Annotated in this window: 10 protein-coding genes and 3 tRNA genes; 9 read left to right on the top strand and 4 right to left on the bottom strand. The window is 49.9% G+C overall.

Annotated elements, in window-relative coordinates:
• Positions 1 to 44: 44 nt before the first annotated feature.
• Positions 45 to 737, top strand: a complete 693-nt coding sequence (locus H6F68_RS19635; RefSeq protein ID WP_190561529.1) for a hypothetical protein — start codon at positions 45 to 47, stop codon at positions 735 to 737.
• Positions 738 to 776: 39 nt separating this feature from the next.
• Complete coding sequence (locus H6F68_RS19630; protein ID WP_190561527.1) at positions 777 to 2,300, top strand: hemolysin family protein; 1,524 nt, start codon at positions 777 to 779, stop codon at positions 2,298 to 2,300.
• On the opposite strand, the gene queC is transcribed toward H6F68_RS19630, so the two are convergent.
• Both queC and H6F68_RS19620 read right to left on the bottom strand, forming a co-directional pair.
• A complete protein-coding gene (gene queC, locus H6F68_RS19625; protein WP_190561525.1) occupies positions 2,297 to 2,974 on the bottom strand; it encodes a 7-cyano-7-deazaguanine synthase QueC in 678 nt (225 codons plus the stop codon). The genes H6F68_RS19630 and queC overlap by 4 nt on opposite strands.
• Positions 2,975 to 3,104: 130 nt before the next feature.
• Entirely contained in the window at positions 3,105 to 4,514 is a 1,410-nt protein-coding gene (locus H6F68_RS19620) for a hypothetical protein (protein ID WP_199300172.1), read from the bottom strand.
• Positions 4,515 to 4,734: 220 nt separating this feature from the next.
• Here H6F68_RS19620 and H6F68_RS19615 point away from each other — a divergent pair, with 220 nt between their 5' ends.
• Complete coding sequence (locus tag H6F68_RS19615; RefSeq protein WP_190433877.1) at positions 4,735 to 5,802, top strand: Gfo/Idh/MocA family protein; 1,068 nt, start codon at positions 4,735 to 4,737, stop codon at positions 5,800 to 5,802.
• Between the two features lie 62 nt (positions 5,803 to 5,864).
• On the opposite strand, the gene H6F68_RS19610 is transcribed toward H6F68_RS19615, so the two are convergent.
• Complete coding sequence (locus H6F68_RS19610; protein ID WP_313930195.1) at positions 5,865 to 6,890, bottom strand: SGNH/GDSL hydrolase family protein; 1,026 nt, start codon at positions 6,888 to 6,890, stop codon at positions 5,865 to 5,867.
• 315 nt (positions 6,891 to 7,205) lie between these two features.
• Here H6F68_RS19610 and H6F68_RS19605 point away from each other — a divergent pair, with 315 nt between their 5' ends.
• From H6F68_RS19605 to H6F68_RS19590, 4 genes are all read left to right on the top strand, one after another.
• Entirely contained in the window at positions 7,206 to 9,020 is a 1,815-nt protein-coding gene (locus H6F68_RS19605) for an ABC transporter ATP-binding protein (RefSeq protein ID WP_190561523.1), read from the top strand.
• Positions 9,021 to 9,186: 166 nt separating this feature from the next.
• Positions 9,187 to 10,308 carry a hemolysin family protein gene (locus H6F68_RS19600; protein ID WP_313930194.1) on the top strand — a complete coding sequence of 374 codons (1,122 nt, stop codon included), beginning with the start codon at positions 9,187 to 9,189 and terminating at the stop codon, positions 10,306 to 10,308.
• A gap of 134 nt (positions 10,309 to 10,442) precedes the next feature.
• A tRNA-Tyr gene (locus H6F68_RS19595) sits at positions 10,443 to 10,524 on the top strand.
• 47 nt (positions 10,525 to 10,571) lie between these two features.
• Positions 10,572 to 10,643 (top strand) — tRNA-Thr (locus H6F68_RS19590).
• Between the two features lie 267 nt (positions 10,644 to 10,910).
• Here H6F68_RS19590 and H6F68_RS19585 read toward each other — a convergent pair.
• A tRNA-Arg gene (locus H6F68_RS19585) sits at positions 10,911 to 10,983 on the bottom strand.
• A gap of 491 nt (positions 10,984 to 11,474) precedes the next feature.
• Between H6F68_RS19585 and H6F68_RS19580 the strand changes: the two genes are divergently transcribed.
• Together H6F68_RS19580 and H6F68_RS19575 are read left to right on the top strand one after the other, a co-directional pair.
• A complete protein-coding gene (locus H6F68_RS19580) occupies positions 11,475 to 12,140 on the top strand; it encodes an Npun_F0813 family protein (protein ID WP_190561521.1) in 666 nt (221 codons plus the stop codon).
• A gap of 118 nt (positions 12,141 to 12,258) precedes the next feature.
• Positions 12,259 to 13,305, top strand: a complete 1,047-nt coding sequence (locus H6F68_RS19575; RefSeq protein WP_190561519.1) for a hypothetical protein — start codon at positions 12,259 to 12,261, stop codon at positions 13,303 to 13,305.
• Positions 13,306 to 13,310 lie beyond the last annotated feature (5 nt).

Below are 13,310 nucleotides of genomic sequence, written 5' to 3'. Positions count from 1 at the left end.
TTCAGTGGCATCAATCTTGTAATCACGTACCCCCATCATTAGCAATGAAACTAAATGCAAATGTGGCCCTTACCTTAGTTCTGCTGACTTTGATGTTTGGAGCAGGCTTAGTTAGTGCTGCTTGGGGATTTGCGCTTGGTCGTCAAGCCCTCAGGGGAATTACTCAACCCGATGTCCGACCGACAAGCAAGTTGGTAGGTCGAGATAAAAATAAGCCACTGCGCCGGGAAGAGGTGATGATTCTCAAAGAAGAGGACATCTTGAAACGGGTTAAAGGTCGCATTGAGGGCAAGGATAAGGCGGAGGATGCCCCTGCTAACAAAGACCGCAGTAAAGCGTTGAGTGATGGGGCTAGCTCTGATTCAGGCTCTAAGACTGCGATCGCCCAGCCTGGATTCCCGGTTGTGGGTCGAGATCAAGATGTCAGCTTAGAAGTCGATACCGTACAGAAACAAGGTGGTTCTTTGCTGCTCAACGTCAAGATGCGGAACGAGGGCAAGCAAAACGTGCGGTTTCTCTACAGCTTTTTGAATATAACGGATCAGCGGGGACGAGCTTTGAGTGCTACCGCTGAAGGGTTGCCAGAAGAGTTACCACCCGCTAGTGGTCCATTTTCTGGTACTGTAAGTGTCCCCATGTCTTTGTTGGACGGAGCTGACAAGCTCTCGATGACTTTAACTGACTACCCAGAGCAAAAACTACAGCTGAAGCTATCTAGTATTCCAATTACCAGGTAAGTTTTGGAGTCGCTATAGCCCGTTGGTCCGGTTTTACAGATGATTGCCCCTATTGTCTTTGCGCTGGCGACGAGTAATTCCCTACCTGTCACAGGGCGAGAGGCCCTGCTGCGCTTGTTGGCAGTTTTGTTGCTAATTGCGATTAATGGCTTTTTTGTTACGGCTGAGTTTTCGATTGTCTCTGTCCGGCGATCGCGCATCAATCAACTGGTCGGTGCAGGGGATGTGCAGGCTAAGACGGTCCAGGACCTGCAAAGAAGTATTGATCGCCTACTCTCCACTACCCAACTCGGCATTACGTTGTCTAGCTTGGCCTTAGGTTGGATTGGTGAGAGCACAATGGCCGTTTTAATGGCAGATTGGTTAGCTCAATTACCTGCCCCTGCGGCTCTGCGCCAAACGCTAGCTCATTCTTTTGCGGTGCCAGTGGCTTTTCTACTGATTGCTTATTTGCAAATCGTATTGGGAGAGTTGTGTCCGAAGTCGGTAGCGTTGCTTTATTCGGAGCAACTTGCTCGATTTCTAGGTCCACCAAGCTTGGCGATTGCGCGTTTCTTTAATCCCTTTATCTGGGTTCTCAATCAATCAACTCGTTGGCTACTGAAGCTTGTAGGGATTCAATACACTGGACAAGGTTGGTACAACCAAGTCACCCCAGAGGAGTTGCAACTGATCATTGCCACTTCGTCAGAGTCCACAGGGTTAGAGGCTGAGGAACGGGAACTGCTCAACAATGTGTTTGAGTTTGGTGAAGTCTTGGCGGAAGAAGCAATGGTGCCTCGAACCAGCATTGCCGCTATTTCCTGCGATGCCACCTTTCAAGCAGTCCTAGAAGAAGTCGCTGCATCGAGGCATTCTTATTATCCGGTCATGGGAGAGTCTTTGGATGACATTCGCGGCATTCTTTCCTTCAAGGAATTAGCCGAACCGATGGCTCAGGGATTGCTCACTCCTGAAACTAAAATTGAGCCTTGGATCCATCCGGCGCGATTTGTCCCAGAATACATGCTGTTGAGCGAGCTGTTGACCATGATGCAGCGATCGCGGCAAATGATGGTGATGGTGGTGGATGAGTTTGGTGGCACCTCTGGTCTGGTCACCTTAACCGATTTGGTGGCTGAGATTATTGGTGAGACGCCTGAATCTGAGAGCAGTGAAGACTTAACGGTGCAAATCTTAGAAGACCAGACGTTTTTAGTCCAGGCTCAAATGGATCTCGAAGAAGTGAATGAACTTCTGAATCTGAGCTTGCCGCTCACAGATGATTACCAAACCTTGGGCGGTTTTTTGATTGATCAAATGCAGAAAATTCCTACGGAAGGTGAGGTGCTGATCTACAAGGGCTTGGAGTTGTCTGTGGTCTCGGCTGAAGGCCCTCGCCTAGACCAAATTCGGATTCGGCGGTTAGAAGAACCGGAAACGGAGCAATTCTTGGAGGAGCTAAATGAAGCGATCGCGGCTTCAGAGACGGCAGCAAACGAAACGCCCCGTTCCAGTCGTCAGGTGGATAGACCAAACTCAGATGCTTCCGGTCAAGAGTTTGGTTTCGATCAAGACAATTAAGCTTTGTAGGGAAGTGGATCAACTTGTCCCAGCTCGGAAAAAGCCGCTAAACGCAAGCGACAAGAATCGCAGATACCACAAGCTACTGCTTCACCCGTGTAGCAGGACCAAGTTTTTTCCCAAGGCACTCCCAAGCGATCGCCTAACTGGATAATTTCAGTCTTTTTTAGCTCAATCAGGGGTGAGACAATTTGAATCGGTTGTCCTTCGCGCCCCTGCTTCGTGCCCAAACGAAAGACTTCCTGCATGGCTTGAATATAGTCGGGGCGGCAATCTGGATAGCCAGAATAATCTAGGCTGTTCACCCCGATGTAAACTCGTTCCGCCTCTATAGCTTCGGCGTAAGCGAGGGCAAAGCTCAAGAAAATGGTGTTGCGGGCAGGCACGTAGGTAACAGGAATGTGAGAGGCCATCTCTACTAAGGAGCGATCGCTCGGTACTGCAATGCTGTCATCCGTGAGAGCAGAGCCGCCCCAAAGACGCAGATCAAAACTCACTACCTGATGCTGGATTGCGCCTGCAACCTGGGCGATCGCAGCAGCCGATTCCAGTTCTCGGCGATGTCGTTGTTGGTAGTCAAAGGAGATAGCATAACAATCGCAGCCATCAACTTTGGCTTGATACAGCACGGTAGAGGAGTCTAACCCTCCCGACAACAAAATTACAGCTTTCACAGTCAATCTCCGCACCTCGCATTCAACCATCTCAACTATGATTCAGCATCAGTAGCTCTGGCGGAAGTAATTTTTGAGAGTTATGACAAGTTACAGCAATCTCTAGATTCAGATTGCTAGATGAAGGAAATCATCTCCTCGTCTTGGGGCTGGTAGTTTCGTTGACCACTGCGGCGATCGCTGCGGTTGAGGAGATTTGCATGGTATCAGGAACCTCAACCACGACCATATAACCGGAGAAGTTTTTGCCGCCTGTTGCAGTCAGGGCAGCCAAAATCTTGGGCATATCAGCTTGTTGCAAACGACCAGACTCGTCATAGATCTCTAAAGCAGATAGGCAACCAATCGTTGGATTCCAATCAGCACTCGCAGGATAGCGTTCCTTGCCGCTGAAGAAATTAGTCGCTTCCCCACTGCCATGAATGCGGAACAGCGATCGCCCTGCCTTGCCAGCCCAGTAAGTTTGCTGAATGGGAAAATAGTTGCGCCAAGCAGGTGGCAGTAAAGCTTGATAAGCAGCTAACGTACCCTTGAATTGTCCTTGCTGACCAGGAAGAAACGATCGCACGCCTGACTCAAAAGGCACGAATAGTTTTACTAAAGCAAACTGACCATAAGCGCCAAAAAAATCAAAATCTGGTTGCGGCACCACACCTTCAATCCGATAAATGCCTTGCGGTGTTTCCCCGCGTTCAAAGTTCCAGGCTAAATCGTGGAGCGATCGCGACAACAGAGGCACCGACCAAAGCTGACTAGACTGCTGCACAAATTGCCCTGATTGATCTTTCAAAACGGCACGACAGAGTAAGCCGCGATCGCGAGGACAGAGCACATACAGATGAGGTTGTTGGGGCGCGATCGTCCACTGCAACAAATCTCGTAACGGCGGCATAGCAGGAGGATTAACGCGCTCCGCCACGTCTCGTAAAGTTGTTTGCAGCCACACATCCTGCGACCACCGAGGAAAACGCTGCTGCACGCGATCGCTGAGTGATTGCAACTCTTCTGGAGCTGAGTCTCCCTGAGCCAGAGCAGATAGCGCCATTGCTACCCACTGCGGGTCAGGGCTGCGCTCAATCATTTGGCGAAATGCCAACTCTAAACTACCGTACCGAGCCGGGAAGTGCAGATACATCTGCGTTCCTACCTGCATGGCCATATCTACGGTACGCATTTGGGGCTGCGAGAGCTTGGGGCGACTGGTTAGAGCCAAAATCCCCTGCAACGCCTGGGCTACCTGGGCTGGTTGCGGTTCCCTCAGCGCCGTAGCCCAAAGCACTGTGCGCCAATGCCACTCATTCGCATCGGTGACGGGGTAGCGGTTGAGGTCGTAGTTTTCTGGCTGGACTAAGCGGACCTGCTTTTGCCGTTGCTCTACCCTGGCAGTGGCAGTGGCTTTCGGAACTGGGCTGGCAGTAGCGATATGAGTAGTGGCGATCGCGCTCACTCCAGGTAGAAAGCTCAAAAGCATCGCCCAGACTACGAGGAGCGATCGTTGCTTCACTGGATACAGCCACTTTGACCGAAGAAAAGCGTGCATTCGTGCCTTTAGAGATAGCCAGGGATTGCCAAATTCTACTATGCACGATAGAAAAGCACGATTTGAGCAAAACTTTACCTGAGTTTCAGGAACCTAGATTAAACTTTGGAATTCTTCATAAAGAGAGCCGCTGTGCTACTATCTGGATGGTTTGAGGCGGCTCAGTGTAGCCAATCTGCTTGATCCCTGTGGTGGTGGAGGTATAGGAGTGCAGAACAACATGTCATCGACGCATTCGAATGTCGGTTCGCAACGCAACCAGCCAGAACCCATTCGTGTGGGGGTGATTGGGGTTGGCAACATGGGACAGCATCATACTCGCGTCTTGAGTTTGCTAAAAGATGTAGAACTGATCGGTGTGTCCGATGTCAACGTGGAGCGAGGCTTAGACACAGCCAGTAAATACCGAGTAAGGTTTTTCGAGGACTACCACGACTTGCTCCAGCACGTAGATGCAGTTTGTGTGGCTGTGCCCACCCGACTCCACCATGCCGTGGGTATGGCTTGTTTACAGGCAGGCGTGCATGTGCTGATCGAAAAGCCGATCGCGGCCAGTATTGCAGAAGCTGAGTCTTTAGTGAATGCGGCAGCAGACTCTCATTGCATCTTGCAAGTAGGACATATTGAGCGGTTTAACCCAGCCTTCCAAGAACTCAGCAAGGTGCTCAAAACTGAGGAACTGCTGGCCCTAGAAGCACACCGCATGAGTCCTTACTCAAACCGCGCCAATGACGTGTCGGTCGTACTGGACTTGATGATCCACGACATTGACTTGCTGCTTGAGTTGGCAGGTTCTCCAGTGACTAAGCTGACGGCGAGTGGCAGTCGCGCCTCTGACTCTGGCTACCTCGATTACGTCACAGCTACACTAGGTTTTGCTAACGGCATCGTCGCAACTTTAACCTCTAGCAAAGTCACCCACCGCAAAATCCGGCGAATTGCTGCCCATTGCAAAAACTCGCTCACCGAAGCAGATTTCCTCAGCAACGATATTTCCATTCACCGCCAGACCACCGCTGACTACATGACCGATTACGGTCAGGTGCTGTACCGCCAAGATGGTTTAATCGAGAAGGTATACACCAGCAATATCGAGCCGCTACATGCTGAGTTGGAGCACTTTGTCGCTTGTGTCCGGGGCGGCAACCAACCTTCTGTCGGAGGCGAACAAGCCCTAAAAGCCTTGCGTTTAGCGAGCTTGATTGAGCAAATGGCTTTAGATGGTCAAGTTTGGCAAACCCAGGAGTTAGAACTGGAGCTTTCCCCCTCCTCTGCTGTGCCTGTTTAGTTGCAACTCCTGTAGAGGGGCCACAGAGTAAGGGGAGTAGAACTAGAGACGATCGCGAGTTTTTACGATTCTGGGTCGCTGGAAGTTTGGGAAGTTGAGCGGTCCAGAATTGTTTGTTGGAGCGATCGCTGCATCGTTTCACTCACCAGTTGATTTCCGGTTGGGCTGAGGTGAATGTGATCTCGGTAGAGCGTTTCTGGTTGGGCTACAGCATTAAAGCTCGGCAAAAAATCAACGTAGATAATCTGTTCGCGCTCAGCGAAGTCTAACAGGCGTTGCCGAGCCTTTTGTTCGTAATCACGGGGACCATCTTTGGCGGTGGTTTCTCTCAATAAAGGTGTCATAGCCAGCAATAATTGCCCACCCTGGCTTTGGATTAAGCTATGAATCTGTTGAATCGCCGTTAAGTTAAACCCCACGCGATCGCCAGATTCCGCTTGGACAGCTTTGAACTTCGCTTTGAAATCTGGATTGGGCGCAGGTGGAAAGAGGTAGCGCCGCAAGACTTCTGCCAAGGCTAAAGGCGGTTTGTGATCTGGGTAATTGATATCATTACCCACTTGCAGTGAACTAGGAGCTGTAGCAAACAGATCATCCGTGTTCAGCAACAGCACAACGACTTGAGCCTCAAAGCTGCCAAAGCGTTGGAGGTAAGCTAGTTCATTGCGGGGTCCCCAAGAGTTAGCCGAAGCATTCAGCACTTCTACCTGCTGCCAACGGGTGCCCTGCAAGTCTGGCTGTAGTTGCTGCTGCAAAATTTCGGAAATGATTTTGGTTTGGTCAGTCCACCAACCACCATTGGCCACGGAATCACCTAAGAGCAAGATTCGCAGCGTGGAGGGTGCAGCACTTGGCGCGATCGCGGGACTCCGCATGGAATATTGGTTAATGGCGATGCGATTGCCAAAGCGACGAGTTTGTTGGTTCGGCGCTAGCAGATAACCAATGTCTGGGTCGGCGAGATAAATCAAGGGCTTACCAAAGCCAAAGAGTAAGCGCAAGCCAAGTTCCAATAGAATGATCAGCCCCACGAGCCCTGCCAAAAGCAGTCCTGCAATGTTCACGGTGGAAAGTTCTATTTGCAACACGAATGATTGTAAGTGAGCCAAGTTTAAACAGACCCAGCATAGACCAGAAAATTCTGAGATGCCTGAATCTCTACTTGAATGACCACAAGTTGCGATCGCCTCCAGAGATTACAACATACTACATATCATGCTACAATCCGTAGGCTCAAGTGAATCATCCCATCGTCGCGCTACTTACTTGCCCTCACAGTTTTTCAGCGTTTGAACTAAGTAGCTGAGTAAATCATTGCTCAGCTCATTCGTACGACTTTTTTAGAGCTTGTTCATAAAATTAAGGCTCTGAAAAATCATTTTGCAGTTTCTCTAGGAAAAGTCATGGCCACCTTCCAGGATGTCCTCGGCTATTACCGTCGCTATTGGCCTACAGCCGCCTTTAGTATCACTGCCTCCAGTGCCTTCGAAATTATTGATCTTGGAGTGCCCTACGCGATCGGCCAAATTTTGAATGTGCTCTCGCAGGAACCGCTAGATCCCTTTATGCAAGATCTAGTGGCGCTTGTCGCCAGCTTAGTGCGCCTACCTAACCAGCGCTTCCTAGAGTTAGCAGTGCTGTTGGGTGTCATCTTCATCATTACAGTGGTACGAGCACCCATCCAGCCTTGGATTGGTAGTTGGTTCCATTGGGATATTGCGCTCCGTAGCCGCCGCGATCACTCTAGGGAGGTACTGGAAAAAATTCTGACGCTGCCGTTAGAGTTTTATGACGAAAACAACCCAGGCCGCATTGCGGGTCGGGTGGCAAGAGGCTTGGCAAACCATACCTGGAGCTACCCAGAAATCGCTGGTCAACTAATTCCTAAGTTGTTTCGGGTGCTGGGCATCTTTGTGGTCATTTGGCTGATTGAGTGGCGCATTGCGATCGCCTTCTTGGTCTCGTTTATTTTCATTCTGAGCTTCACGTTTGCTCATCTGGGACGGCTGATTCAGCGAGAAGAAATTCTCGATCGCTACCAGGAGAACACAGAAAGCCGAACTTCAGAAGTAATCACCAACATCAAAACGGTGAAAGCATTTGCTACAGAAGCAACCGAGCTAAAGCGACAGTCGCAACGCTTAGACCGAGAGCTAAAAGTGGTGGAGTACCGCATTCACGAGGGTTATACCCGTTTGGGAACTTGGCAGCGCCTAGTAGTGCAAAGCTGCGTGTTCTTTATTCTGGCTTTTACGCTAGTGGCAACGGTGGGCGGCAAAATTTCTCTAGGGCACTTTGTCACTCTGCTGACCGTTTCCAGCATGGCTTACTCAGAGCTAGAACCCATTAGTAACTTGGCCGAGACCTTTGCCCGGCGCTATGCGTCCATGCTGCGATTCCATGAGTTTATGCAGTTACCCGTTGGGTCTGATGCAGGCAGTTTGCAGCCCCCGTCCGAGCAAGATGCGGCTTACTCATTTACAGGCAAAGTGGAGTTTTCCCATCTCACCTTTGGCTATCATCGCGAGCGCCCTGTGCTGCAAGACATTAACTTGTTGATCGAGCCTTACCAAACCGTGGCGCTAGTCGGTCGCTCTGGTTCTGGCAAATCCACTTTGGTCAAGCTGCTCTTTCGCTACTTTGAGCCAAGCCAAGGCTCTGTGTTGATGGATGGGGAGAACATCAGCACATTGGATGTAACTCAGTACCGAAAACGGTTGGCGATCGTGCATCAAGAAGTAGATGTTTTTAATGGCACCTTGCTCGACAATCTGCTTTACGGCAATCACCAAGCCAGTTTTGAGCAAGTACAAGAAGCTTGTCGCATCGCTCAGTGCGAAGAATTTATCCAGCAATTATCGCAGCGTTACAAAACAATCGTGGGAGAGCGAGGCATGCGGCTCTCTGGGGGCCAGCGGCAGCGCTTAGGCATTGCACGAGCCCTCTTGGCTGAACCAGATGTCTTGGTCTTTGATGAAGCTACCTCTAGCCTCGACTACGAATCGGAGCGAGCCATTCAACTGGCTATGCGATCGATTCTCGGCACCCGCACCACCATCATCATTGCTCACCGTCTGAGCACAGTGCGAGAGGCAGACAAAATTGTAGTCCTCGATCAAGGCTGCATTGTGGAAATGGGCAACCATGATGAACTTCTGCGCCAAGCAGGAATTTATCGCCGTTTGCACTCCTTGCAAGAAACTGGAGAGCTAATTTAGCCAAGGCAAATTCAGCAGAAGCTAGACAAGAAACGCTAGAAGCGATCGCCCAGGCTCATCGCGCAATTTTAATGCAGGGGAGAGAAAGGAGGAGGTTATCATCAACTAAATAGCCTCCTCCTTTGCTTTAGAAATCTTTGATTCATACTTCGCCTTAGGGCAACTTGTGATTGTTTTGTTTGCTCCAACTCATCCCTTGGCGATCGCCGAACCTGGTCCCCTCTTAGGGAATGTGCAGTTCGACCTGGTCATTTTGGTAGTCATGCTGCTGTTATCAGCCTGCTTTTCTGGCTCTGAAACAGCCATTACCGCCCTTGATAACTTGAAGTTACGAGCTTTAATCAAAGAGCAGGGCGACCCCGATCGCCTTTTTCGCCTAGTTCTAGAGAAACGGGCTCGCTTTATTACCACGCTGTTGGTGGGTAATAACTTAGTTAACAACTTCTCTGCAATTCTCACCAGCAATCTATTCGCCATTTGGCTGGGAAATGCGGGGATTGGGGTCGCTACCGCCGTTGTCACTTTCCTGGTACTAATTTTTGGCGAGATTACGCCAAAATCCATCGCTATTAATAATGTGATGCCAGTATTTATTTTGGCCGTTCGGCCTATTTACTGGCTCTCGGTGATTTTGCTGCCCATCATTTATTTTTTTGAGGCGATCGCTCAGAGTGTGGTGCGCTTGTTCCAGGGAAATGCTGCCCAGCAAGGCGAATCACTTCAAGATTTGCAACTAATGATCGAGATCTTGGGCGGCAAAGGTCAACTCGACCTCCACAAACATCAACTCCTCAATAAAGCTCTAATGCTCGATCGCGTCACGGCACGAGACGTGGTTAAGCCGCGAGTAGACATGCAAACGATTTCTCAAGCAGCCACGCTACAAGACTTGGTCAATTTTTGCTTAGAAACGGGCTATTCGCGCATCCCAGTCCAAGAAGAGTCGAAAGATGAAATTGTTGGCATTGTGCATCTAAAGCGGGCTCTGCAACAGTTGAAACAACTGCGAAAAGCAGGGCAGGATAATGGCCTAGTTACAGAAGCGATGGACCCGCCTGTTTACATTCCTGAGAGCAAGCGAGTCACCAACCTGCTGAAAGAGATGCTGCAACAACAGTTTCACATTGCCATTGTGGTTGACGAGTATGGCGGCACAGTAGGCTTAGTAACCTTGGAAGATATTCTGGAGCAGTTGGTAGGGGAAATTTACGACGAAAGCGACTTTCCCGCCCGCTCTAAGGCAGCTAAAAGGCTAGGTCTCCTTTCCGGCAACCGTTCTAGTTCTTAGAGCAATGGCAGAGAATGAATAACGCCCATCTCGATGACTCCAGGCATTCCAGTTCGGCTAGAGTCTACGAATTTTTTTTAGGAAGTACTTGATTTCCCAAATCGTTATGTTAATATAGGTTTCCGTGGGTGAACGGGTCGGTGCCCGAGTGGTTAATGGGGGCGGACTGTAAATCCGCTGGCTACGCCTACGCTGGTTCAAATCCAGCCCGGCCCATCCACGGAACGCACAAACCAAGTTCTTGATCTTGTGCGTTCATTAACGCCCGTGTGGCTCAGTGGTAGAGCACACCCTTGGTAAGGGTGAGGTCACGAGTTCAATCCTCGTCACGGGCTCTTTAGCTAAATATTAAAAAGTTGCGGCAAAAACAAACTTGTTTTTGCCGCAACTTTTTGCTGATAGTTTTTGTACGTCGCGCATGCATCTCCCTTTATGGTTTATACCAATCCCTAAAAATCGGGCTACAAATGATTGGCTGTAGGGGCGAACGGCCGTTTGCTCCTACGAATATCTAGCTAGAAAACCGCATCAAAGGCTCAAAGAGCGATCGCCCACTATGGCTTTTGCGCCTTTGTACAAGATGCAAAGAACTTTACTAAAAGCGCCCCAGGTAGGATTCGAACCTACGGCCATCTGCTTAGAAGGCAGATGCTCTATCCACTGAGCTACTGGAGCTAGCAATGATCAAGTTTGGCATTCGCCACAACATCAGACTGCAAGTTTCTGACAGCCCTAAAGTAATAGTATCAGAAGGAGTCACGGTTAGGTCGTGGGACAACTCGTGAACCTTAATTTAGATGCTCAGCTAATCGCTTAGAACAAAGCTTGATCTAAATACACCAGCTCACGTAAATTTTATCTGTGTTTTAAGGGAAAGCTAGAGTCGAGCAGCTTAACCGCTCGATGGGGTAGCACCTAGAACGGATTGATAGTAAATGTACGCTAAAAACCAGATAATGAAGCGTTGACTGAGGTAGTGTGTTAAGCAACGCGATCGCCACCTATGACCTTGGCCGCTATGACATTGGCATAGTAGGATGTCGTGACTAAGAAATGCATCGCCTGTAAGCCATCATTTCTGCACTAGCATGCTGTATATCAAAAGAGTTGCTCGGTTATTCCCCGTACAGCATCCCCGACCCGGATAGGAGTCAATTGGCAGCGTCATGTTTATTCTAAAAAGGCAGGATGTTGAAATATCAAGCGTTCAGCATCCCAAGCGGGATCAACAGATTCTGATTCTCCATTATCAGGGGCAAACCTTTCGCTTGATTAGTGTCTTTAATGCCAGTCAAGAAGAAGAGGCAAAAGCCTTTTGGCGAGACCTCACTGACAACCGTGGCAAAGCTTGTGTGCTGCTAGAAGAACCAGAGCGATATAGTGTCTGGGGCAAAGTTCGCATAGAACAGTTGGCAAGCGAGGGCGCTATTGCGGGAGATGCGACCGCCTCTTTCTTTACTCAAGCAGGTCTGCTAATTTTGCAAGCTCTCTACATTGACATTGAAGACTTGCTAGGGAGCCGACAAGCAGGCCTATTCCAAAAAGATATTACGGAAGTTTTACGCCAGTGGCGGTTCCCCCAAGCAGAATCCCCAGAAGCAATCAATTATTTGCTGACTATGGACCCTGTGAGTGCCTTGCAACTGCCACCTTGGCAAGAGCATCATCTCAATACACTGATGCAGGAGCTGCATCGCCTCGGCAAAGCCTATTTCGGCAATGCTACGTTTGCAGAGCGGGCTTTAGAGGCTTTGCAGGATATGTCTGCTGGAGACCGTGGTCAATTTCTGCAATGGCTGAGCCAGTCTCCGGTAGGGAAATTGTGGCAATAGCCTTAAGAATGTTTGATCACAGCCCCATAACCGACAGGGATGTGCGACGCTTGCAGACAATCTCGGTATTGCTGCCCTTTCCATTATTCAATTGCCAGTTACCCGGTTTTGACCTTCCATGAGCAGCCCTTCAAATAAGTCCGTTAGCCCTAAATCCCTCCTGTCAGTCCAAACGATTGTTCTCAGTGCGGTGAGTTGGGCTGTGCTAGCCCTCCTCTTCTTCTTACTGTTCAGCACTTCAGCACCCGGAGAAGAACGCCCAGCTTGGTATGCCATTGGGACTTATATTTTTGAAGAGGTGGCCTATCTGGGAGCGGCGGTACTGTGCCTGAGAAATTGGCGTAGTCCCCAAATCGTGAGTGGTCGCAATGTCTGGCTAGGGATTGGCCTAGGGATGCTGTCTTATTTCCTGGGCAACTTGGTGTTGGGCTATTGGGAACTGGGCCTGAAGCAAGATCCTACGGTGTCGCCCGGTGACTTATTTTTTGTGGCGACTTATCTCTTCCTCGGTTGGGGCATGCTGTTAGCGGTGCTCTCCAGACGCTTGAACTTAGAGAATTGGCAGTGGATAGTCGTTGGCGCGATCGCAGTCATTGGTGGATTGTTGGCTTGGCTGATCGCTGCACCCACCCAAACGGCTCAATCATTCCTGATGCCGCCTGCGATCGCGCAAACCGCCCCAGCTCCAAAAACTGCTGCACCACCCAAAGCGGTGAAGGCACCTGCGCTAAAGCCAGGTCAATCCGCAGCCCCAGTATCAACTCCTGCTCCAGCCACTTCGTCAACGCCAGCCACAACCGATCAGAAGGATGTACCTGCTTGGGTAACGAGCGTAGAGGAGACGTTAGCTCCTTTAGAAACTATCTTGGGCTGGTTCTATGTCGTCAGTGACTTGGCTTTGCTGATCATTGCCACCGTCTTGCTACTGGCGTTTTGGGGCGGGCGTTTTTCGCAATCTTGGCGCATGATTGCAGCCGCAGCCTTCTCGCTTTACATTGCTGATATTTGGCTCGGATATGCTCAAAAACACATCCCCGATTACCAAACAGGTAGCTTGCCGGAAGTATTTTGGGTGTTTAGCGGGGTGCTATTTGGCATTGGGGCAGCGCTAGAACATGACTTATCTACCCGATCGCGACGAACCGGAGGCCGAAGACGAGCTTAAGCACA

The sequence above is a fragment of the Trichocoleus sp. FACHB-262 genome (assembly GCF_014696035.1).
GTDB lineage: Bacteria > Cyanobacteriota > Cyanobacteriia > FACHB-46 > FACHB-46 > Trichocoleus.
Note: the sequence above shows the minus strand (reverse complement) of the source record. Positions and strands in the feature narration are given on the sequence as shown.